Annotated in this window: 25 protein-coding genes; 16 read left to right on the top strand and 9 right to left on the bottom strand. The window is 44.1% G+C overall.

The window, feature by feature from the left end; genetic code table 11:
• The 6 genes from ABD943_RS06750 to ABD943_RS06725 all read right to left on the bottom strand — a co-directional run bounded on the left by ABD943_RS06750 (window position 1) and on the right by ABD943_RS06725 (window position 7263).
• Window positions 1–636: an OmpA family protein gene (locus tag ABD943_RS06750; RefSeq protein ID WP_345292421.1), complete on the bottom strand. Its 636-nt coding sequence runs from the start codon at window positions 634–636 to the stop codon at window positions 1–3.
• A 25-nt stretch (window positions 637–661) separates the two neighbouring features.
• Complete coding sequence (locus ABD943_RS06745) at window positions 662–1456, bottom strand: type VI secretion system accessory protein TagJ (protein WP_345292420.1); 795 nt, start codon at window positions 1454–1456, stop codon at window positions 662–664.
• Entirely contained in the window at window positions 1456–2904 is a 1449-nt protein-coding gene (gene tssC / locus ABD943_RS06740; RefSeq protein WP_345292419.1) for a type VI secretion system contractile sheath large subunit, read from the bottom strand. Before tssC ends, ABD943_RS06745 begins: the two co-directional genes overlap by 1 nt.
• 317 nt (window positions 2905–3221) lie before the next feature.
• Window positions 3222–3860 (bottom strand): TetR/AcrR family transcriptional regulator, encoded by a 639-nt coding sequence (locus ABD943_RS06735; RefSeq protein WP_345292418.1) that lies wholly within the window; start codon window positions 3858–3860, stop codon window positions 3222–3224.
• Entirely contained in the window at window positions 3860–4669 is an 810-nt protein-coding gene (locus tag ABD943_RS06730; protein WP_345292417.1) for an outer membrane lipoprotein-sorting protein, read from the bottom strand. Before ABD943_RS06730 ends, ABD943_RS06735 begins: the two co-directional genes overlap by 1 nt.
• A gap of 23 nt (window positions 4670–4692) precedes the next feature.
• Window positions 4693–7263, bottom strand: a complete 2571-nt coding sequence (locus tag ABD943_RS06725) for an efflux RND transporter permease subunit (RefSeq protein ID WP_345292416.1) — start codon at window positions 7261–7263, stop codon at window positions 4693–4695.
• Window positions 7264–7403: 140 nt separating this feature from the next.
• Here ABD943_RS06725 and ABD943_RS06720 point away from each other — a divergent pair, with 140 nt between their 5' ends.
• Window positions 7404–7742, top strand: coding sequence for a DUF3703 domain-containing protein (locus tag ABD943_RS06720; RefSeq protein ID WP_345292415.1), 339 nt, complete (start codon window positions 7404–7406; stop codon window positions 7740–7742).
• A gap of 69 nt (window positions 7743–7811) precedes the next feature.
• The gene (locus ABD943_RS06715; RefSeq protein ID WP_345292414.1) at window positions 7812–8372 is read left to right on the top strand and encodes a DUF1415 domain-containing protein; all 561 of its coding nucleotides are present in this window, start codon (window positions 7812–7814) and stop codon (window positions 8370–8372) included.
• Here the strand turns inward: ABD943_RS06715 and ABD943_RS06710 are convergent.
• A complete protein-coding gene (locus ABD943_RS06710) occupies window positions 8356–8985 on the bottom strand; it encodes a uracil-DNA glycosylase family protein (protein ID WP_345292413.1) in 630 nt (209 codons plus the stop codon). The two genes, ABD943_RS06715 and ABD943_RS06710, sit on opposite strands and share 17 nt — an antisense overlap.
• Window positions 8986–9154: 169 nt before the next feature.
• Here ABD943_RS06710 and ABD943_RS06705 point away from each other — a divergent pair, with 169 nt between their 5' ends.
• Entirely contained in the window at window positions 9155–9370 is a 216-nt protein-coding gene (locus tag ABD943_RS06705) for a helix-turn-helix domain-containing protein (protein WP_345292412.1), read from the top strand.
• A gap of 20 nt (window positions 9371–9390) precedes the next feature.
• A complete protein-coding gene (locus ABD943_RS06700; RefSeq protein WP_345292411.1) occupies window positions 9391–9984 on the top strand; it encodes a hypothetical protein in 594 nt (197 codons plus the stop codon).
• 35 nt (window positions 9985–10019) lie between these two features.
• Here ABD943_RS06700 and ABD943_RS06695 read toward each other — a convergent pair whose 3' ends face one another.
• On the bottom strand, window positions 10020–10853 hold the full coding sequence (locus tag ABD943_RS06695; protein WP_345292410.1) for an RluA family pseudouridine synthase: 834 nt from the start codon (window positions 10851–10853) through the stop codon (window positions 10020–10022).
• Between the two features lie 27 nt (window positions 10854–10880).
• Between ABD943_RS06695 and ABD943_RS06690 the strand changes: the two genes are divergently transcribed.
• Window positions 10881–11678 carry a class I SAM-dependent methyltransferase gene (locus tag ABD943_RS06690; protein WP_345292409.1) on the top strand — a complete coding sequence of 266 codons (798 nt, stop codon included), beginning with the start codon at window positions 10881–10883 and terminating at the stop codon, window positions 11676–11678.
• A 25-nt stretch (window positions 11679–11703) separates the two neighbouring features.
• Window positions 11704–11988, top strand: a complete 285-nt coding sequence (locus ABD943_RS06685; RefSeq protein ID WP_345292408.1) for a peptidylprolyl isomerase — start codon at window positions 11704–11706, stop codon at window positions 11986–11988.
• A gap of 7 nt (window positions 11989–11995) precedes the next feature.
• On the opposite strand, the gene rsmD is transcribed toward ABD943_RS06685, so the two are convergent.
• Complete coding sequence (rsmD, locus tag ABD943_RS06680; RefSeq protein WP_345292407.1) at window positions 11996–12604, bottom strand: 16S rRNA (guanine(966)-N(2))-methyltransferase RsmD; 609 nt, start codon at window positions 12602–12604, stop codon at window positions 11996–11998.
• 104 nt (window positions 12605–12708) lie between these two features.
• Between rsmD and ftsY the strand changes: the two genes are divergently transcribed.
• The 10 genes from ftsY (at window position 12709) to ABD943_RS06630 (ending at window position 20802) form a co-directional block, all read left to right on the top strand.
• Window positions 12709–14040: a signal recognition particle-docking protein FtsY gene (gene ftsY, locus ABD943_RS06675; protein ID WP_345292406.1), complete on the top strand. Its 1332-nt coding sequence runs from the start codon at window positions 12709–12711 to the stop codon at window positions 14038–14040.
• Between the two features lie 17 nt (window positions 14041–14057).
• The gene (gene ftsE / locus ABD943_RS06670) at window positions 14058–14738 is read left to right on the top strand and encodes a cell division ATP-binding protein FtsE (RefSeq protein WP_345292405.1); all 681 of its coding nucleotides are present in this window, start codon (window positions 14058–14060) and stop codon (window positions 14736–14738) included.
• A complete protein-coding gene (gene ftsX, locus ABD943_RS06665) occupies window positions 14735–15718 on the top strand; it encodes a permease-like cell division protein FtsX (protein ID WP_345292404.1) in 984 nt (327 codons plus the stop codon). Before ftsE ends, ftsX begins: the two co-directional genes overlap by 4 nt.
• Before the next feature lie 139 nt (window positions 15719–15857).
• Complete coding sequence (locus ABD943_RS06660) at window positions 15858–16436, top strand: YceI family protein (RefSeq protein ID WP_345292403.1); 579 nt, start codon at window positions 15858–15860, stop codon at window positions 16434–16436.
• 222 nt (window positions 16437–16658) lie between these two features.
• Window positions 16659–17510, top strand: a complete 852-nt coding sequence (gene rpoH / locus ABD943_RS06655) for an RNA polymerase sigma factor RpoH (RefSeq protein ID WP_345292402.1) — start codon at window positions 16659–16661, stop codon at window positions 17508–17510.
• 314 nt (window positions 17511–17824) lie between these two features.
• Entirely contained in the window at window positions 17825–18616 is a 792-nt protein-coding gene (locus ABD943_RS06650; RefSeq protein WP_345292401.1) for a substrate-binding periplasmic protein, read from the top strand.
• Window positions 18617–18770: 154 nt separating this feature from the next.
• Window positions 18771–19517 carry a beta-ketoacyl synthase chain length factor gene (locus ABD943_RS06645; RefSeq protein ID WP_345292400.1) on the top strand — a complete coding sequence of 249 codons (747 nt, stop codon included), beginning with the start codon at window positions 18771–18773 and terminating at the stop codon, window positions 19515–19517.
• The gene (locus ABD943_RS06640) at window positions 19480–20295 is read left to right on the top strand and encodes a lysophospholipid acyltransferase family protein (RefSeq protein WP_345292399.1); all 816 of its coding nucleotides are present in this window, start codon (window positions 19480–19482) and stop codon (window positions 20293–20295) included. Before ABD943_RS06645 ends, ABD943_RS06640 begins: the two co-directional genes overlap by 38 nt.
• A complete protein-coding gene (locus ABD943_RS06635) occupies window positions 20282–20545 on the top strand; it encodes a phosphopantetheine-binding protein (protein ID WP_345292398.1) in 264 nt (87 codons plus the stop codon). The genes ABD943_RS06640 and ABD943_RS06635 overlap by 14 nt, the downstream gene beginning before the upstream one ends.
• On the top strand, window positions 20545–20802 hold the full coding sequence (locus tag ABD943_RS06630; protein WP_345292397.1) for an acyl carrier protein: 258 nt from the start codon (window positions 20545–20547) through the stop codon (window positions 20800–20802). The genes ABD943_RS06635 and ABD943_RS06630 overlap by 1 nt, the downstream gene beginning before the upstream one ends.

The following is a 20802-nucleotide window of genomic DNA, read 5'->3' as shown; positions in this document are numbered from 1 at the left end:
TTATTGACACTCTCTTCCGTCAAAATAGGTGCTGATGTGAATCTCTACTCGGCGGTTGGTCGCTCGTCCTATTTCCGTTCTATTGGTCGCAATAGGATATTTTTCTCCCAGCCCACATGACTTTAATCGGTCTAACTCAACTCCGCGCAAGACTAAATTTGATAACACACTATCTGCCCGATTTTTTGACAAACTCATGTTGTACTTGGCGGCACCCACATTATCGGTAAAACCGACCACGGTAATAGTGCTCTTATCATAAACATTCAGTAAGCTCGCGATTCGATCGAGCAAATCTTTTGCGTTATTGGTTAGGACTTCACTATCTGTTCTGAAAATGTCCCGCCCTTTTAAACGCAGCGCCACATCATAGTATTTTGAGTCAGCATAGCGGATAACTTGGATTTGCTCTTCGTTGATAAAATTTCGATAAAACGACTTATCAATGATGTGCATATACTCTTCAGCCGACACAACTTCTTTCTGATAGATATAGACCTTGTCTCTTTCAGACTGCCTTTTTTTCTCTAGATAACGCTCTTCTTCGGACATAGCACCCATCGAAAATGTTTTGTTCAGTAATTCACACCCCGGCAGTAACAACAATAATGCGAGCGCTAATAGTAGTAGTTTCATTTTACTTTCCGTCCGTGCCTCTTTCTTAATGATTAAATTCAATACTGTTGATTTCTAAGATCGATACGGCCTCGTCGCCGACTAAATACGTTTTCTGTCCACGACCACGCATGGTTTCCGTTTCACGGTAATCTTCCCATTCAGTTTCTCGGGCCAGACGTTGTTGATCGTTCATGGAATCCACATAAGTTACAGGGATATACACTTCGCCCTGCGTTCCATCGTTTAAGATTAAGTCAGCCTTCCGCCATAAGAAATCAATCGGCTGCTTGGCTTCTTCAAACACAATCGACGATATTGACTCGTTGGCAATCCAGTAATAATTCCCATTGGGGGCAAGCACTTCCATGAAGCCTCCGTTTAAATCGTCAAGATCTCGAAAATCATCAAACTCCTTTGACTCCTGATTCCAAGTTCCTTTCACCGCTTTACGAGCTTCTTCAGCTTCTGACAGTACAGCACTGAAAGTTTCACTATCTTCTGCGCGTAACGCCACCATTGCTGCAATATGTTTCTCTAGCCGCGCTGACAGCTGGCCAATCACTTCTGGTGGACGACCTGATTCATAAAAGTCTTTACGATGCTGAGCGGCGCGGATCAAGTTCCGCCAATTGGCGACTTCAATGACAAACTTTGGTTCTAATGTCGACAGTAAATCTAACTGCTTATCCGCTCGCTCATAATCTCCAGAAACGCATAACATTTGTCCAAATAGCATTCTTTTGTAATGCTGATCGGGGTTTTCTTTGATTTCTTGCACTAACTGGTTAATACAGGCGTCAATATTCCCTTCGCTATATTTTTCAGAAAAACTATCCATTATCGATTCCCTCGTTTATTTTGTATGACTTCGGTTGTTAGCTGAATACTTGACGTTAGATTATCCAACTGAAAATGCGGTCTGATGTGCATATCACACAACATGTAACCGGGTTTATCTGGCCGTTCGCTAACGCTGACTTTTGCTTCTCGCAATGGGTATTTAGCCTTTAATTCTACCGACGCATCATCATTCGCCGTGGTGTATTTCAATAACCACTGCCGCAAAAATGCCTCACACTCTGTCTCGTTAGCAAAAGTCCCAACCTTGTCACGGCAGATAACTTTTATGTAATGAGCAAATCTTGAGACACACAAGGTATATTGCATCATGCTCGACATTGCGGCATTGGTCGTCGCCACCGCATCGTTGTACACTTGCGGTTTTTGTACCGAGTTATTGCCATAAAAGGCTAAATATGGGGTTCTTGCTAACGCCATTGCTGGTATAAATCCATTGCTGTGCAGTTGTTGCTCTAAACCGTCGGTCACGCTCACAGCTACGGGCGCTAATTCACTCCAACCATCAACAGCAGATCGCTCTACTGGTAAGTCCGTAACTACGCCGCCACTGACCTGTCCCCGCGGTACTCCCCTGATTGAAGCAAACCACCCATGCTCAGAAAATGCTCGCATTACCGTTGTCGTAAACGCGAAAACCGCATTGCCCCACAACCGGTCCCCAGAGTGTTCAATGGTTTCTTTAAATACAAATCCATCGTTTCGAGTACCGTCATTTTGGTACTGTTGTCGCATTAAGATATCTGGCAATACTAAGCCAAGAAAGCGTGCGTCCTCACTCTTCCTAAGGCTATTCCAAGCGCGATACTCTTTTTGGCGCATCATCTCAGTGACATTCATTAAAGGCGATAAATCTTGATATCGATCCACCCCAAAAAAGCTCGGTTCTAAGCTGGTAAGAAATGGCGAAAATGCTGCCGCAGCCACACCCGACATCAACTGCAAGATTTCAATGTCACCAATGCCTACCTCAGGCCTTGGCTTAAGTTGCATCCGATAACAGCCCAATAACACCGAGTAGGGTTCGCCCCCCGGATTGTCGTATTCTTCAGCGTAAACCTTTTTGAAAATCTCACTCTGATCAAAGTCGATGGCTCTCGATAAGTCCTTTCCAAGCTGAGCCAGACTGATATCAAGTACTTTAATTTTGGTTTTTCGGGCTGATTTCTCTAGTGAGCGCTCACGACAAAGAAAATACAAACCTCGCCAGTTAGCTTCAAGTTCCTGAAATCGGGGATGGTGGAGGATGGCGTTGACTGATTGACTCAGTTTTTTATCAATCTTTAGCACCATGATTTGCAACTGGGTTTTAATCTGCTCCCAGTCCAAGCTCCCTGCCTCTGCGCTCAACTCACTTATGTCACTGCCACTCGACTCATTTATCTCAGATAAAACAGTTTGTGAGCACGTATCGTTATTATTCTGCAAAGCCCTTTTCTCTTGATTGTCCTTCAATATCCCTAAATAGCTGCGGAATAATAACACTACGCTTTTATAAAAAAAACTTTAAAACGTGAAGTCTTTCTTAAATATACCTTAATTATTTTGCGCGCATATCTTTTTGATTGTACTCGAAGCGAGTGTTTTAACCCCAAAATAAGATGGAAATATCAACGTCACACAGTACACGTGGGGATTCCCACGTTCAGGAGTCAATGGATGCTGTGGATAGAGGAGTTATCTTCTGTATAAATAGTGCTGAGAAAGACGGTAAGGGGGACTGGCTTGCGCGGTGGAATCACGATCTAGCTATTTTCCACTCGCAAGCTTTCAAGGTAGTCTTGTAAACATTCGCCGGCTTCATAAAAAGCCAAGTCATTCATGTAGCATTTACACTGGCCAATGATGCCTTCCATCGCAGCAATTAGGAATCGGGCGACATTGTTGGGCTTAATGCTCTTTTTCACTAAACCCAGCTTTTGTCCACGCTCTAGGGTTTCAACCAAAGCCTGATGCCAAAGCTGCCAAATATTCGCAATTCGAATCCTGAACGATTCATCCAGCGGTGACATTTCTTGAGTAAGGTTGTTCAATGGACAACCTGTATGCAATTCTTCCGCGCTAATGTCATCCCGCGCAGATTCAAGCATTCGAATTAAGTCGTCTATTGGATGCTGGATTTCTTTTAGCGGAATGATCCAACGGTTTTCGATCCATGGCTTGAGAACTTCGTCGATGACAGCATGGCCGAGTTCTTTCTTGCTGGCAAAGTGGTGATAGAAAGCGCCTTTAGTTAATGAGGTTTTCTTAAGCACGCCATCCACACGAAGTCCCTGGTAGCCTTTGAGAAGCACTTCCTCAAAGGCCACATCCAGAATCTTTTGCCGGGTAGCGTCAGCATTTCTGATGCTCGTTTTTTCGGTATCTTTCACTATAACTGACATTAACGCGCTCTTTTTAAACTACTCTTGTTGAAATCGTTTTCATCAAGACCTGTATTAAACTCATAATCCTTCCATTTTACGACAGTACTCTTGCCCGTTTGGTGATTCGTCATAACCTGTTTATGACCACGCCAATACTTGTCCAAGTACTGTTTAAATTCTGAAACTTCCATCGTTTTCAGGGCATCACCCTTCTCATCGAAGAATTCAATGCGATGCACTCGAAAGTGCTCTTGATCGACCCAAGTGATGGTTTTGCTATAGCCTGAGTTGTCGTACGTCGGATAAGACTCAACGACATAAACCTTCTGATCATTTAGCTCGTCTTCTCGTAAAAATTTATAATCGTACTTCTCAACTTCAAACGACGACAAATCTTCGTAAGCAAACTCACTCCCCATCCATGGCCCAGATTTGTTTGATGAAGAAATCCGCTTAACACGTTTTAAAGCTGGTAAATACAGCCACTGATCGTCATTTCCTTCAATGTGTGAATAGGTCAAAAAAGCAGTACCTTCAACATCCCGAGGTTCATCAAAAATACTTAATCCTCTATCGCCATCACCATCAACCTCAAGGCTTTTGACGCGCACTTTACGATCGGTTTCGCTACCGCTTTTGTCGCGCAAGATCATGGTCATTTTTGCTTCGCTATCGCCCCAACCCGTATTGTGGGCTTTCATTGCTTCCGCCACAGCTAAGCCTTTCGCTTTCCCATCACTGATTTCAGCAATGCGTTGGTTTGCATCGCTGGCTTGAACTCCAACACTGGCTAAGAACAAACTAGCCAATACCAATAAATGTTTCATCAATAACTCCTATTGATTATTTTCTATGAATTTGTTTTCTGCGTCGATTTTTTAGGTTCAATCAACATCAGTAACGGCGGCAGCAACAAGAAATCAATGATTAATGCGGCTGCTAAGGTTATTGCCGTTAATATGCCCATGTGGCTATTCATGACATAGTGTGACATCCCTAAAACTAGGAAGCCTAGTACTAAGACAATGGTGGTTACGGTAAGTGCCATGCCCACGGTTTGGAAGGCATACTTCACCGCAGCATGGGAGTCCAACCCTTTTTCTCGGCGTGCTCGCAAATACTTACTCAAGAAATGCACCGTATCATCGACCACAATACCTAAGGTCATGCCGGTCACAACCGACAAGCCCATGCCAACCTGCCCTTGAAAAATTGCCCAAATACCAAAGGCCACCGCCATCGGAATAATGTTAGGTATTAAACTTAATAGTCCTAACTTAAACGATCGAAGCGCAAAAATTAGTAACAGCGAAATAAGTACCAATGCCCAAGCCGTGCCTTCTAACATTGAATAGATATTGTTTTGTCCGACATGGGCAAACATGACGGCAGGACTCGACCCTTGCACCTCGTAGTTAGGGGCATTTTTCTCAAACCACTGTGCAAATTTTTTCTCGAGCGCTAGGACTTCAATGCTGGATAAATTGTGCAGTGCGATCTGAACCCGCGTTCCTGCTTTATCGCTACTGACTTGATTGTTTAAGTCCATGCCTTTTGGTAATGACATTTCATACATCAATGTAAACTGTGCCGTCAGCTCTCGCACTCGGGTATTCAAATCGGTACCCTCATCTGGCTCTTTCAGCACCTCATTACAATTTTCGTCCAAGCTAGCCTCTGGCAAGGCATAACACGCATTACGATCCGCGTTCATGCTTTTATTCAAGCGTTTCATGACATCGGTATAGCTTTGCACATGGATCACTTCTGGTTGTGCCTCAGCAAAGGTCACAAACTCCTGCAACATTGCCATGAACTCAGGCTCATGAATCCCATTTTCATTGTCGCTATTGACGGCGTAGAACATGGTGTAGAGGCCAGTAAGGTTTTCAGCGGTGTAATCCGAGTCAACGCGAAAATCAATGGTTTCATCGAAATATTTGACGAACTCATCATTCAGTTCGTTCTTCGGCAAGAAAGCAATAACGCCAATGCAAATCACCGTCATCAGAGGCAGCAACATCTTACGCTTTGCCACCACAAAGTCGGCAAACTGATCCATTTTTTCGTGTTTAGCTGAGCGACCTCGTGGAACCTTGGTTGGCATCAATAATATAAACGCTGGTAGAAATGTTACCGAGAATATAAAGGCAAACGTCACCCCGATAGCCACCACATTACCCAGATCTTGTAACGGTGGAACATCGCTAAAGTTCATGGTCAAAAAGCCAATCACGGTCGTCACACTGGTCAAAAATATCGGCATCATATTGATACGAATACTCTCAACCATGGCATCCTTTTTGTGCATCCCTTGGCGTAGGTTTTGCATGTAAGTTACCAACAGATGAACGGAATCCGCCACCGCCATCGTCGCCACCACCGTTGGTACAGAGAATACTGGTGCTGTTAGGAATATTCCTAACCAACCTTCCATCCCCATGGCTCCAGCGATGGAGAAAATAATGATCAGAACACTACCGATAGTGCCGCTAATACTTCTAATCATGAAGTACAACGCCAACGGAATCACCAGTAACAACATGATCGGAGTTAATGTCATCATGTCGCCCAGCCCTGTCTCGGCGAAAGCGGTGTTCATCATGACCACACCCGTTAGCCGAACCTCTAAATTAGGATTGCGTTCTTCAACTTGTGACTGCAAATCCCGAACATAATCCGCGACCTTCTGCCCCGCGGTTAATATCTCCGTCTTTTTCTTAGCGCGCTCATCGCCCTCTAACCCCTCGAGGTCTTTATCGTCTGGCATTTGCACTGTGATGTTAACCGCTGTGACCGTGCCTTCCGGGTTAATCATCCGATTAACCACCTGTGGCTCATTAATCACAATCTGTTCAAGACGATCAAGCTGTTGCTGAGTCAGCTCATCAATTGCCGCTGGGGTAACAGACTCATGCTCACAGGTACTATCGAAATCGGCAGATTTTGCCGGGACACACAGTAAAGCGCCAACCAGCATGTAATCCTCGTCCTCTGGCGTCACCCAGGTATGCTGATAATTGGTGACTGAGTCAACACGGGTAGAATAAGGTACATGCCAAGCTTTTTCGGTTAGCCACTGGATGGTTTTCAAAGTCTCCTTATCAAAAACCTCACCCTCCTTTGGCGTGAGTACCATCATCACGTTGTCGGCTTTATCGTAAGTATCCTGAATATGATCAAATGCTATTAACTGGGGGTTATCTTCGGCGAAAAACACCCGATAATCAGGCTTTATCTCAAGAAACTTAGCTCCATACATGGCTGACAATAGCAAGGCTATTGCTGCCAGCATAACTAGCCAAGGGTGATTTACAATAAAGCGACCAAACGCAACCGTGCGCTGGCCATTGTTTGATGGCTTTTGTTGAGGCTCTGTTGAACCAGAGCTTTGCTTATCGAGTTCGCTATTGTTCGACATGATATTCCCTCTCTCCCGGTTTCTGACTGCTGAACACAGGAGGCATGATCAGTCATTGAAATATGTTGCCATTTAATAACAAACCAACTAGTCTGTCAAACTACTGGTACACAGAATGTTTATCGTAAATGAGGCGACTGATGGAAGTATCTAAACTGCAGAAAAAATTCGATCAAGAACTTGACCTTGGCAAGCAACATTTTGATAACAAAGAGTTTTCTTTAGCATTTTATCACTTCGAGCGCGCTCATATCCTTGGTCAGCCGCGCTATTCTTGGCATGTTAAGAGTCATTACTGGATGTTTAAGATCGGCCTGAGAACTATAAACCTAAAAGAAATATTGGGACAAATGATCCGAATTATTGGCTCTGCTGGCTCCTTATTTGGTAAATATCCCGTCGGCAATACTGGCGGTGCCAATGTTTCACCCTTCAAAGCTATGCCAATACCAGACGACTTAAAACCTTTTTTTGAGTAATAGTCTCGATAAGCTAATTGGTTATGCTTCTGCTATAATTCTTCAGCTTCCAAAACATGATAAAGCCTTATGTCACAAGTTCCTCAAGAAAACATCATCGCCAGCGTCCGTTATTGGCTCTCCCAGACCGTTATTGGCTATAATTTTTGTCCGTTTGCCCGTCGTGAATTTGTTCGAAATACTATCAATTACGCAGTATCGTCGTCTAATAGCATCGAACCGGTGTTATACGAACTCGTCGATGAACTTCAGGCGCTCGATCAAAATAAGGCGATAGAAACCAGCTTGATCATCCTGCCCCAAGGATTCGACTCGTTTGATGACTATCTCGACTTACTCGACTACGGCAACCAATTACTGGATCGCCTTAACTATACAGGCATCTATCAAATCGCCAGCTTCCATCCTGACTACTGTTTTGACGGCTTGGACAAAGACGATCCAGCGAATTATACCAATCGCTCACCCTACCCAATTCTGCATATTCTGCGCGAAGCCAGCCTCGACCAAGCACTCAAAAACTACGATGATCCCGAATCGATCCCAGACAATAACGTTAAACTCGCTCGTGAAAAAGGTGTTGCCGTGTTTGAGGCTGCACTAAAAAAATCCTTCAAAGCAAAGCCTTAGCGACACTATGTTTTAATTGAGGCAATAAATCTTTTTCAAACCACGGATTTTTCTTTAGCCAGATATTATTGCGTGGACTAGGGTGGGGCAGTGGGAAATAACTGACTGGTTGTTCAATGCCATTATTTGCATTTTGCCTACTTTTAACGTCTATTTGCTGGTATTTAGACCAATTCTTAACTAACGGTGTTATCGGTTGTGACTTTTTCACTCCTAAGTGCCATTGCAGGGCATATTGGCCCATAACCACCACCAGCTCTAGATGTTTAAGCTGGGCTAACAGTTGATGTTGCCAGGTTTTAGCGCAGATAGGACGAGGAGGGAGATCACCTGATTTTCCCTTTCCTGGGTAACAAAACCCCATCGGTAAAATCGCGAACTGTTTAGCTTCATAAAAGGTATCTTCATCAACCCCTAACCAATCTCGCAATCGGACGCCACTAGCGTCGTCGAAAGGGCGGCGGCGCTGATGAGTAATCTGTCCAGGCGCTTGCCCAGCAATTAATATCTTAGCCTCATCGCCAAACTGAAAAATTGGTTTTGGGCCTAACGGTAAGTCCGTGCATATCCGGCAAGCGGATACTTCATCCGTTAGTCGCTGCTGCGTGCTCATTCAAACCCCTCTAACCATTCGAGCCACCATATTACCAGCAAAATATAGCCATTTACATCTTCTAGTGCTTCTTACACAAACAATGACAAACAATGACAAACAATTAAAATTTTATGATAAACGTAAAATATTTATTGACAATCAATTATATCGATCATAATCTAGCCTCATGAAAATACAAATACACCTAGACATTGAGATGGCAAAAAACAAACTGTCGCTCAAAGAACTATCCGAGAGAATTGGCATTTCAATGACCAACCTCTCTCTTTTAAAAAACGGCAAAGTCAAAGCCATTCGCTTTTCAACACTGGAAGCAATCTGTAAAGAACTGCAGTGCCAGCCTGGCGATATTCTTGAATTTGTCGATGAACAAACGGATTAACTTTTATAGTGGAGATATTAATGAAACGTGATTATTTATTACCTGGGATTGCATCCATTGTCCTCGCCATTTTATTCCCGGTTTACTGGGCATTACTGATTTACTCAAGGCTGGATAGCGCGCATCCACTGACGATATTTGAGCCTAAACTCGATGGTTATAGCGGATTGTTCCTACTCATTGGTGCGATTTCGGTCTATTTATATATTTATTTTAAAAAAATCCTTCACGAGCAACTTAATTTTAAAAGCATCGATGTTTTACTCACGTTAATCATCATCAACTCTGTGATCTTCTTTGGCGGGATCTTTCTTTCTGATGTCTTGGCTAATTTTGGACTCGCTGAAGCTTGGACCACAACTGGTGTTCATATCCTCAGTATCAGCTGTATGATTATTTTTGGTATTTTGGATGTTATTATAGGCATTATTTTATTAGCAAACTACCGCAATATACCTGCTTATTTATCCATTTTAGCTGCAATATCGATACTTTTAGGGTTGTTTGAGGTCAGTGTTAGCTTCAGCGCGGCAACCATCGTTATCTATCCCTTATACTTGGTATTTTTATCCATCTATTTTCTGCGTAAGCCAGAAACCATTGAGGTAGTCTAGATCTCACAAATCGGCACGCTTTTACAACCAAGCCACTACAGCTCGTAGTGGCTTTTTTTATCGGTAATAGGGCACTTAAATGACAATTTAACCGCTTTTAGCTGCAAATCGCTACTTTCCGCTGTTGCATCACCATGTAATCTGTCGCCGACAATTGGGCAGCCAACACTCGCTAAATGAATTCGAATTTGATGCTTTCTGCCGGTTTCGATAGTCACTTCAACCACACTGGTCGTATTCTTTTCATCAACACTCACTTCCTTTGCATGACTTTTTGCAGGCTTGCCATCGATAGGCTGAGTCACTGAGACCTCACTCTGCGGCAATCGTCCATTGACAGTCGCTCGATAAACTTTTTCCACTTCGCGCTTGGCAAACAGTTGGGATAAAGCAGCGGCAGCCTTTTTATTATGCGCAACCACCATCAGTCCACTGGCGGCTCGATCCAGTCGGTGCACCACATAGCTTTGGCGATTATTCTCAAAATGCTGTTCTACTAAACGGCCTATCGAGCAATGATCACCCCATTTCGAACCCTGCGCCCAGACTCCATAGGGTTTGTTCCACACCGAATAATCACCTTCATCAGCGACCAACTCAGGCAGTTCGGTGGTTTGAGCTAACACCGCGTGGTTATAGTATAAAAATAACTGATCGCCTTCCTTTAACTTGCTATTCTTACGTCTGATAGGACGCGCTGAACCTGTTTTGTCTTTGTTCTTAGCGACCCAAACAGCACCTTTTGTCATTGCATCTTTAATCTTCTGCTTTGACAAACCGCTCTCGGACGCTAATAATTCAAGCGCATTTTGCTCAGCTGATGTGACGGGAACCTGTACTTCAATAATGGATGATTCAGCTTCTATCATTTTGATTTTATTAACTTTTTATATTTAATGTTAAGGAATTTTGTGGCAACAAACTTTGCTTTTTGGTTAAAGCCTAATAGGCCCGATGCCCCTAGTTTACTGAGGGAGCTAGCTGCTGTCACTGACCAATCTAAGCTCAAGGATTATCAGGGGTATTTCCACTATGCCGATAATAGCGGCATTCCGTTTCTCAGCTTTACGGCGCCGCTCGATGGTCATGATGTCAGCCTAACTCTCGATTTAACCGCTGGCACCATCGCCTACCGGCGTCAACATGGAGGAGGGCGCAAACAACATATCGCTAAAGCCTGCGGCCTCAAACATAATTGGAACCCGAGTATACTGGATGCCACGGCTGGGCTGGGTCGCGACGCCGCAGAATTACGCAGCCTTGGTTGTTCCATTCGTATGATCGAACGTTCGCCCTTTGTCGCGAGTTTGTTGGATGATGCCATAGAGCGCGCCAAGCAAGCGGATGAGGCCCTTTTTAAACAGCAGTTTTCATTGTCTCAAGGCCAGTCTACTCAACTGATCCAAAGCTTAAGTCAGGAGCAACAGCCCGACATTATTTACCTCGATCCGATGTTTCCGCCAAAATCCAAAAGCGCTGCGGTTAAAAAAGACATGCGGCTCGTCAAATTATTGGTCGGCACTGACCCGGATGCTGATGAACTGCTGCCGACCGCTTTAGCTCACGCCAAATACCGCGTCGTGGTCAAGCGTCCGAGCTATGCACCTTTCCTTAATGATCAAAAACCCTCGATGAGCATCGAATCAAAAGGCAATCGGTTCGATGTTTATGTGCTATCATCGCCAGAACTCTAAACTTTACTTTAATCCTTTCACAACAATGAAAACTGCCGCAGCCCTACACATATTGGTTAAAACGGAATCCGAAGCAAACGCTTTAAAAGCAAAAATTGAGAAGGGCGCTAATTTTTCAGATCTGGCAAAAAAGCACTCCATGTGCCCCTCCAAAAAGCAAGGCGGTGATTTAGGCGAGTTCAAAAAGGGAGCCATGGTAAAGCCTTTTGATCAAGCCGTTTTCAAAAAGGGAAGCGACGAAGTCAGTGTTATTGGCCCCGTTAAAACCCGTTTTGGCTACCACTTGATCAGAGTGTTGTATACCTCGTAATATCGGATTACTGAATCTTTTTATACAGCTGATATTGTAACTGCCCAGCTTTCTTGTCTTTTAGTAACTCCCAGCCTTGAGGAATCTCGACTTCCAAGTCTTGTTCCATTTCCAAATAGATCAAGGTGTCCTCTTGCACTAAGTTAGTTTGCGCTAACTTACTAATGACCTCTTGCGCTAAGCCCTTATGGAACGGTGGGTCAATAAAAATGATATCGTAAGCTCTGTTTTCTTTTTCCAGGAATTGCTTGGCGTCAATGTGGATAACGTTACCGTCGTCAGCGTCTAATAATCCTAAATTAGTTTCCAGTTGACGCACGGCCTTTTTATTAAGCTCGACAAAATCAACATGCGTCGAGCCGCGGGATAAGGCCTCAATGCCAATAGCACCAGAGCCTGCAAAAAGATCCAAACATCGCGCCCCACGAATATCACTCTGCAGCCAGTTAAATAAGGTTTCACGAACGCGATCCAAACTCGGTCGCAAACCTTCAACCTCATAAAACTTTAACTTTCGTCCTTTCCACTGACCACCAATAATTCGGAACTGACCACTTTTATTGGGCTTTTTGCTGCTTTGTCTTGTCTCGTCAAAAAACTTGTCACGATTGGCCATTTTGTTTACCCGACCCTTTTCTAAAAAGCTGACGTTAGCTTGCCTAAAATGGTAGGATAGCGCTTTTATTGTTTAGAATAAATACATTACGGACTGTTCAGCTCATGAGCGATGACAAATCTAAAAAGCGAGGCCTTTTCGGCTGGTTTGGAAAAAAAGACGAGACTGCGAAAGACAAGACTGAACAAGCAGCAACGCCCGATGATCTTGAGGAAAAACTTGAACAAGCTGAGGAAGCTTTGGAGCAAGTTATCGAAGAGGATTTGGAGCAGCAACTTGATACCGAGCACACAGAAAACATTGCCAATCATGCGCCTGAGCTAACTGACTCTGCCCCTGACTCTACATCAGATGCGCCTGCGCCTGAACTTAGTGACAGAGACAATCAATCTAAAGAACCGCTCGATCTGACTGATAACTCCTCCACTTCAACGGCTCCAATCGAGCAAGCCGCCTCTGAAACAAGTCACAATGAGACTCAAGAGCGACCAACCCGAAAAGGGTTTTTCTCGCGTCTTAAAGACGGGCTCAGTAAAACGCGTAGCCAACTGACCAGCGGCATCGCTGATCTGGTGCTAGGCAGTAAACAAATCGATGATGATTTGTTGGAAGAAATCGAAACACAACTGCTGATGGCAGATGTCGGCGTTGAAGCGACGCGCAAAATCATTGACGATCTAACCCAAAAGGCTGAGCGAAAAGAGCTAAAAGATGCGCAGACTTTAATGGATAGGTTACGTTTATTGCTGTCCGAGATTTTAGAGCCTTGTAGTGCGCCGTTAGAATTAAGCCATAAGCCGCATGTGATTTTAATGGTTGGCGTTAACGGTGTCGGAAAAACCACTACCATTGGCAAACTTGCTAAAAAATTCCAGCAAGAAGGTAAGTCGGTCATGTTGGCCGCCGGCGATACTTTCCGCGCAGCTGCAGTCGAACAGCTTCAGGTCTGGGGCGAGCGCAATAATATTCATGTAACCGCACAACATACTGGTGCAGACAGCGCCTCGGTGATCTACGATGCATTACAATCCGCCCAACGCCGCGAGATTGATGTGCTGATTGCTGATACCGCCGGACGATTGCATACCAAGTCTAACTTGATGGACGAGTTAGCTAAAGTTAAGCGAGTAATGCAGAAGCTTGATCCAAACGCGCCTCACGAAGTTATGCTGGTGGTTGATGCGGGGACCGGCCAAAATGCTTTGAATCAGGCTGAACACTTCCACAAGTCGATTAATTTGACCGGCGTCACGATTACAAAACTGGATGGCACTGCAAAAGGTGGTATTATCTTTGCACTAGCGGATAAATTACAGATTCCTATCCGTTTTATCGGTGTCGGTGAAGGTATTGATGATTTGCGTGAGTTTGACGCAAATGACTTTATCGAAGCCTTATTCAGCTCCGATGTGCAGCCAAGTGACTCCAACGAATAGGACAAATACAACTATAAATGATTGAATTCCATCAGGTTTTTAAACGGTATCAAGGTGGTCATGAAGCCTTAAAAGGCGTCAGCTTCGGTTTACCGCGCGGTGAAATGGCTTTCTTAACCGGCCATAGTGGCGCTGGCAAAAGTACCCTTCTCAAACTCATCGCCCTGATGGAGCGTCCGACTCGCGGACAAATCCTTTTAGATGATATCAATATCTCTAACGTTAAAGATCGTCAGATCCCTTACCATCGTCGTAAGATCGGTATGATTTTTCAGGATCACCGTTTATTGTTCGATAGGACGGTTTATGACAATGTGGCACTGCCGTTAGTTATCGCTGGTGTCTCCGATCGCGACATACCCAAACGTGTCCGCGCTGCGCTGGACAAAGTTGGCCTCCTTACGAAAGAGAAGCAACTGCCGATCCAGCTTTCCGGCGGTGAACAACAAAGGGTCGGCATTGCTCGAGCTGTGGTTAACAAGCCACCACTGCTTTTGGCTGATGAGCCCACCGGTAATTTAGATCCCGAGCTGTCTGAAGATATTATGAATCTCTTTGCTCAGTTCAATCAGGTCGGGGTCAGCGTCCTTATCGCATCCCACGATTTAGGGCTGATTGCTCGCATGAAACACCCTTTGATCACGCTCAAAGAAGGACGCGCTATTCGTAATGAACTGGCGGAGGTCGACTTCGCATGAGTTCTGCTAAATCTAAAAGTCGCAAATCCAGCGCTACCAGCTACAAGATCAGTTTTCGTGATCGTTTTCGCACGGCGCTCAAACTCCACAAAGAAAATAGCTTTCAAACGCTTCTCGATATCTTACGCCAGCCGACCAACAGCCTAATGACAATTTTGGTTCTGGCCATAGCGCTAGCTTTGCCTTCGGCTTTTTATCTGTTTATGACCAATGCTAAAGCGGTTTCTCAGTCGTGGGATGGCGGCATTAAGATGGCACTTTATTTGGAGCAAAGCAGCTCTGACAAAGAGGCCAAAGAACTGTTAACAGAACTCAGCAAACGGCCAGAGTTTAAGCAGGTTACTTTTGTCAGTAAAGAAGATGCGCTCAACGAATTTAAAGATTACTCCGGGTTTGGTGAAGCACTTGATTATCTTGATGGTAATCCGATGCCATACACCATCACCTTAGAACCTACAGACGCTTTTAATGATCCGTCGCAACTCGAAGCCCTAGCCCAAGAACTGGCCTTATTACCACTGGTGGATCAAACAAAGCTAGACAGTGATTGGATCAAAAAGTACAACTCCATCCTTGAAATTTCGGAGCAGGTGGCTACATTTGTCAGCCTAATGCTGGCACTCGGCGTCCTATTGATTGTTGGTAATACCATCCGCTTGGCCATTTTAAACCGCCGCGAAGAAATCCAAGTCATCAAACTCGTTGGTGCAACCGACGCTTTTATCCGCCGGCCTTTTCTTTATGCTGGATTTTGGTATGGCTTGATTGCAGCACTGCTCGCTGCACTGATGGTTAACATAGTGTTTGTGCTACTTAAACAGTCAACCAGTCAATTGGCGCAACTGTACAGCAGCGAGTTTTCCTTACTTGGCCTTGCCCCGAGTTTCACCTTAGGACTGCTGGTTATTGGCGCATCCTTAGGACTTATTGGCGCCTGGGTGTCGGTCCGAAAACATTTAAAAGACATCAATCCGCAGTAACGTTGGCCATCACATACTGGTTATCATCTTTGCAACTATTTCCTACGCGGATAGTCAATATTGGTACTATGCATTTGATAGATGGGCTTAAGCTTGTTAAAAATACCCCATCTGAATTTTCAATAATAAGGAATGTAGCATGAACAATCTCATTAAGGGCCTCGTTGCCTCGAGTGTACTGGCTTTCTCAACCGCTTCAGTCGCCGAGCCTGTTGAATACGAATTTGATACCGTACACAGTCAAATCGTTTTTAAAGTTAATCACCTTGGATTTTCAAATTCTTTTGGTAAGTTCCCGACATTCCGTGGCGACCTGACCTTTGACCAAGATGACTGGTCGAAATCATCCACTCACGTCGAAATTAAAGCTGCCTCCATCGACTTAGAAAATACCAAGTGGAACGATCACATGAAATCCGCTGACTTTCTGCATGTCGATAAATTCTCGCGCCTAACTTTTACCAGCACAAAGCTCGAAAAAACAGGCGATAATACTGGCGTATTGCATGGCGACTTAACCATTTTAGGCAAAACCCAGCCTGTCACATTGGACCTAACGCTTAATAAAGCTGGCATTCACCCAATGTCGGAGCAACAACACGTCGGTTTTTCCGCTCGCGGCACCATTAAGCGCTCGGAGTGGGGAATGACTTACGGTGTTCCAGCGGTAGCTGATGACGTTCATCTTATTATTGAAGTTGAAGCGTCAGCTAAGTAATAAATCCGGAACACAAAACAGTCTTGATAAGTGACTGGTTACCGCCAGTCACACTTTCGATCAAAGCCCCGTCAATCTTGACATTTCTTTACCCCATTTTTGATCAATAGGCTGAAACTTTTGCTATAGTTAGCACTCTTATAGACAAAGTGCTAAAACATTAGCACTCTCCAAAAAAGAGTGCTAACATCGTAGCTAACGATTAATATTAGGAGGGGATGAATGAGTAATATCCCAATGAACATGGCGCTAGCAGTACCGACTGGCAGTATTGACGGTTACGTCAGTACCGTCAACGCGATTCCTGTTCTCTCCGTTGAAGATGAACAGGCGCTAGCGCACCGCTTTAAAGACGAAGGCGATCTTGAAGCTGCTCGCCAGTTAGTAATGGCTCACTTACGCTTTGTTGTCCACATTGCTAGAAGCTACAGTGGTTATGGTCTTCCACAAGCAGACCTTATCCAAGAAGGCAACATTGGTTTGATGAAAGCCGTAAAACGTTTTGATCCGACGGTTGGTGTGCGCCTAGTATCTTTCGCTGTGCACTGGATTAAAGCGGAAATACATGAATATGTATTGCGTAACTGGCGCATCGTGAAAGTTGCCACAACCAAAGCCCAGCGCAAACTATTCTTTAACCTTCGCTCAAAGAAGAAGTCTTTGAACTGGTTAAATAATGAGGAAGTTAAAGCTGTTGCTGACGATTTAGGGGTTAAACCTGAAGAAGTTCGCCGAATGGAAGGGCGCTTGAATGCTCGTGATGCGACGTTTGACGCACCCGCTCAAGACGACGATTCAGAATCCGCATACGCTCCCGTGCATTATTTGGAAGCGAGTAATGCCGATCCTGCAGAAGAAGTAGAGCAAAACCAATGGCAAGGACAACGCGAAGAACGTTTGATGTTCGCCCTTAAAACATTGGATGAGCGCAGCCAAGACATTCTTCAGCAGCGTTGGTTAAGCGATCAAAAAGCAACCTTGCATGAATTAGCGGATAAATATGACGTTTCTGCTGAGCGTATTCGCCAATTAGAAAAAAATGCTATGAACAAAATTAAGAACGCCATTCATTAATTGCAGTTCTTACGACATACAAAGCAGGCTTCGGCCTGCTTTTTTTATGCCAATAACAGTCAGAAATCCCTCCTTCAACCTCACAATTCACGCCAATATTGCACACAACAGTGTCTTTACTTACCGATACACTTTTCTTGTCAAAATCCGCAAATTACGATTTTTGTCACTTAAACTCATCAAATGTATAAATTTTTGACACTATTTGTAAAAAAAACTGACTATTTTGGCCTCTAATACTTGATCCAGTTCACATTTCGTAGCAGTATAAAAACTAAGCAATATTTATACACGTTGTACTGGGGAGGCGCTCAATGAAGTTATTTAAGCTGATATCCATATTGACAATCTTTATTCTGACAGCATGTGGAAGCGAAGAAGCTGCTGAACAAAACAACTCAGTTGCCGATAAGCCTAATCGTGACTGCAGTTTAACCATGGGTTGGGAGTCGCGCGCGCCCTACCAATTTGAGCGTAATGGTGAAATTGTCGGTATTGACATACAGGTCTTTAAACAAGCAGCTGACTCGATAAATTGTGATGTTAAATTCGTTGAGAAGCCTTGGACACAATTATTAACAGATTTAGAAAATGGTGAGGTCGATGTTTTAGCGGGGGCAACCGTCACGCCTGATCGTGAGGAATTTGCCAACTTCTCAGCACCATATCGTGATGAATCTTTTACTTTATTCATTAGAAGCAGCAATTCGTATAACGGTAATACCTTAAGCGGTTTCTTAAGCCGTAGTCAAAAAGTCGGGATTACCAGCGACTATTTTTACGGTAAAGAAGTCTACGAACTCATGAATCATCCGCAATATTCAGGGCTTTTTATTGACTCTAAGTCGGGTGAACAAAGCTTCTTTAACATCCTTTATAGCGAGATTGACGGGGTGTTGGCCGATCCAGTTGAGGGCCAATACATCCTCAAACGTAAGCGCTTAGATGATAAGATCAAAGCTTCAAACGTACACTTACCCAGCGATAGCGTTGCTTTTATGTTCAGCAAAGCCTCTATTCAAGGTGAGCAACTCGAGCAATTACAGAAAACCATTAAAGACATGGTGGATAACCAAAAAATTCAGCAAATGATTGCTAAATTCTAGTTAAGCCACAGCAAGACCTAAAGCCGAGCCTGTTTGCTCGGCTTTTTATTGCAGCGCCTACACTGCTGAACCGTTTGATGTCAGCACCTAATTCGGCTAGACTTTCCGCAGCCTACATAACTCTAATTCCAACTTAAGCCTTACGGATAGCACAATGATCGACAAACCTTCGCCTTCCCTCCGCATTGTATCGTCATATTGCTGGCTCTCTGATAATGACTTAAGTTCTGATAATTACCGCCCATCTTTGCTTAAAAACTGCGATCTTGATGATATCAGTTTAAAACAGATCCCACCGATTAAGCGTCGCCGCCTAAACGGTTTAAGCAAAATGGCAATGCACTCTTCGCTACAGTGTCTCGAAAGAGCAACGGTCGATCCTGCTGACATTATGACGGTTTTTGCATCTCAGCACGGCGAGCTTAATCGCACTATCACTATTGTTAACGATATGAGCTCTGATCAGGAAGTCTCACCCAAAGACTTTAGTTTGTCGGTTCATAATGCCGCACTGGGCTTATACTCGATTTTCAACGGCAATAAACACCCGGGGACGAGCATCGCAGCCAGTAGCAACACCTTCGGCTTTGCTTTACTTGAAAGCTTTAATCTTTTACAGCGCTTCCCGGGCACTAAAGTACTATTAACCTGCTTTGATAGTCTCATTAGTCAACCTTTTGATAAGCTTCAGCCCTACTCAAGCCCGAGCTACAGCCTGTCGCTACTACTGTCTCTGGACGAAGGGCAACCACTCTCGTTCGCCTTTCAACGCTCAAAAGCAGAACTTTCACCCACAATACCTCTGTCACTGGCCTTTTTTGAATTTCTGCACAGCGATCACGATGAGCACACGATAGACTCTGATGACACCCATTGGGAGTTCTCAAAGCATGCTTTATAGGCTTAATTACCTATGGCGTGTTTTTGCCACAGGGCTTTCCTTCACCACTTTCGGCCTCGGTGGCCTTTGTTTATCGCTGTTTGTTTTTCCAGTAATTAAAGTTTTTAACCCCGATCCAGATATTCGAAAACGCAAAGCTCGCTTCTTAATCCATCGATCTTGGCGCTTCTTTATCAGTTTTATGCAAAGTCTCGGCATCTTTACCTTTGATCTAGAGACAGCTCGACAGCAGTTACAAGAGGTTGAGGGCAAAGTGATTATCGCCAACCACCCAACGCTCATTGATGTGGTTGCCTTGATTTCACTCATCCCAAAAGCTGACTGCGTGGTTAAACAGGGGCTTTGGAATAACTTCTTTTTGAAGCGCGTGGTGCGGGTCGCGGATTTTATCAATAATGACCAAGATGTGAATAAACTCATAGAAAACTGTAAAAAGTCCCTCGAAGAAGGTTATAATCTCGTCATATTTCCAGAGGGCACCCGTACAGTCCCTAATCAACCCATAAAGTTACAGCGTGGCGCGGCCAATATTGCCGTACGTTGCCAACAAAATCTTTTGCCGGTGATTATTGATTGCAACCCGACCACACTGACAAAACAAGAAAAGTGGTATCAGATACCATCCCGCAGAGCTCAGTTCTCCATGCGCGTTATCGAGGAAATAGATGTTACTCCGTTCATAAATAATGACAAAAATGAGTCCATCGCTGCCAGGCGATTAACGGAGCATATTAAGACAGTATTTACAGAGGAATTATCGAAGAATGAGACCTATTGAAGCTGAGATCAAGGCTGTGATTATTGAATCCCTTGATCTTGAAGATATTAGCATTGATGACATCGAAACACAGGAACCCTTGTTTGGCGATGGATTGGGGCTGGATTCCATTGACGCCCTTGAACTCGGGCTCGCGCTAAAAAAGAAGTTTGATATTAAACTCGACTCCAACTCCGAAGAGTCAAAAAAACATTTCTATTCTGTGAGCACCTTGGCGGACTTTATAGAACAACAAAAAGGAGCTGCATAATGGCAAAGCTTGAAAATAAAGACCAAATTTTTCAACAACTTATTCAAATTCTTGTTGAAGACTTTGAAGTTGATGCTGACGATATTACGATTGATGCAAACCTCTATACCGACCTTGATCTCGACAGTATTGATACCGTGGACTTGGTGATCAAACTTCAAGAAATCACTGGCAAATCGGTCAATCCTGAGACATTCAAAGCCGTACGCACCATGCAGCATGTTGTCGACGCAGTATATGACTTAGTCCATAACTAA

Source organism: Kangiella marina (assembly GCF_039541235.1).
GTDB classification, from domain to species: domain Bacteria; phylum Pseudomonadota; class Gammaproteobacteria; order Enterobacterales; family Kangiellaceae; genus Kangiella; species Kangiella marina.
The sequence above is the reverse complement of the archived record's forward strand: the minus strand, read 5'-3'. Positions and strand labels throughout refer to the sequence as shown.

Bases quoted from the DNA above. Each gene is read 5' to 3' on its own strand.
- ABD943_RS06710 (WP_345292413.1), bottom strand. From the start codon at position 8,985: ATGAGCACGCAGCAGCGACTAACGGATGAAGTATCCGCTTGCCGGATA.
- ABD943_RS06700 (WP_345292411.1), top strand. From the start codon at position 9,391: ATGAAACGTGATTATTTATTACCTGGGATTGCATCCATTGTCCTCGCC.
- ABD943_RS06730 (WP_345292417.1), bottom strand. From the start codon at position 4,669: ATGAAACATTTATTGGTATTGGCTAGTTTGTTCTTAGCCAGTGTTGGA.
- rsmD (WP_345292407.1), bottom strand. From the start codon at position 12,604: ATGGCCAATCGTGACAAGTTTTTTGACGAGACAAGACAAAGCAGCAAA.
- ABD943_RS06685 (WP_345292408.1), top strand. From the start codon at position 11,704: ATGAAAACTGCCGCAGCCCTACACATATTGGTTAAAACGGAATCCGAA.
- ABD943_RS06635 (WP_345292398.1), top strand. From the start codon at position 20,282: ATGAGACCTATTGAAGCTGAGATCAAGGCTGTGATTATTGAATCCCTT.
- ABD943_RS06660 (WP_345292403.1), top strand. From the start codon at position 15,858: ATGAACAATCTCATTAAGGGCCTCGTTGCCTCGAGTGTACTGGCTTTC.
- ABD943_RS06650 (WP_345292401.1), top strand. From the start codon at position 17,825: ATGAAGTTATTTAAGCTGATATCCATATTGACAATCTTTATTCTGACA.
- ABD943_RS06640 (WP_345292399.1), top strand. From the start codon at position 19,480: ATGACACCCATTGGGAGTTCTCAAAGCATGCTTTATAGGCTTAATTAC.
- ABD943_RS06750 (WP_345292421.1), bottom strand. From the start codon at position 636: ATGAAACTACTACTATTAGCGCTCGCATTATTGTTGTTACTGCCGGGG.
- ABD943_RS06630 (WP_345292397.1), top strand. From the start codon at position 20,545: ATGGCAAAGCTTGAAAATAAAGACCAAATTTTTCAACAACTTATTCAA.
- ABD943_RS06690 (WP_345292409.1), top strand. From the start codon at position 10,881: ATGTTAAGGAATTTTGTGGCAACAAACTTTGCTTTTTGGTTAAAGCCT.
- ABD943_RS06705 (WP_345292412.1), top strand. From the start codon at position 9,155: ATGAAAATACAAATACACCTAGACATTGAGATGGCAAAAAACAAACTG.
- ABD943_RS06720 (WP_345292415.1), top strand. From the start codon at position 7,404: ATGGAAGTATCTAAACTGCAGAAAAAATTCGATCAAGAACTTGACCTT.
- ftsE (WP_345292405.1), top strand. From the start codon at position 14,058: ATGATTGAATTCCATCAGGTTTTTAAACGGTATCAAGGTGGTCATGAA.
- ABD943_RS06725 (WP_345292416.1), bottom strand. From the start codon at position 7,263: ATGTCGAACAATAGCGAACTCGATAAGCAAAGCTCTGGTTCAACAGAG.
- rpoH (WP_345292402.1), top strand. From the start codon at position 16,659: ATGAGTAATATCCCAATGAACATGGCGCTAGCAGTACCGACTGGCAGT.
- ABD943_RS06745 (WP_345292420.1), bottom strand. From the start codon at position 1,456: ATGGATAGTTTTTCTGAAAAATATAGCGAAGGGAATATTGACGCCTGT.
- ftsY (WP_345292406.1), top strand. From the start codon at position 12,709: ATGAGCGATGACAAATCTAAAAAGCGAGGCCTTTTCGGCTGGTTTGGA.
- ABD943_RS06695 (WP_345292410.1), bottom strand. From the start codon at position 10,853: ATGATAGAAGCTGAATCATCCATTATTGAAGTACAGGTTCCCGTCACA.
- ABD943_RS06645 (WP_345292400.1), top strand. From the start codon at position 18,771: ATGATCGACAAACCTTCGCCTTCCCTCCGCATTGTATCGTCATATTGC.
- ABD943_RS06735 (WP_345292418.1), bottom strand. From the start codon at position 3,860: ATGTCAGTTATAGTGAAAGATACCGAAAAAACGAGCATCAGAAATGCT.
- ftsX (WP_345292404.1), top strand. From the start codon at position 14,735: ATGAGTTCTGCTAAATCTAAAAGTCGCAAATCCAGCGCTACCAGCTAC.
- ABD943_RS06715 (WP_345292414.1), top strand. From the start codon at position 7,812: ATGTCACAAGTTCCTCAAGAAAACATCATCGCCAGCGTCCGTTATTGG.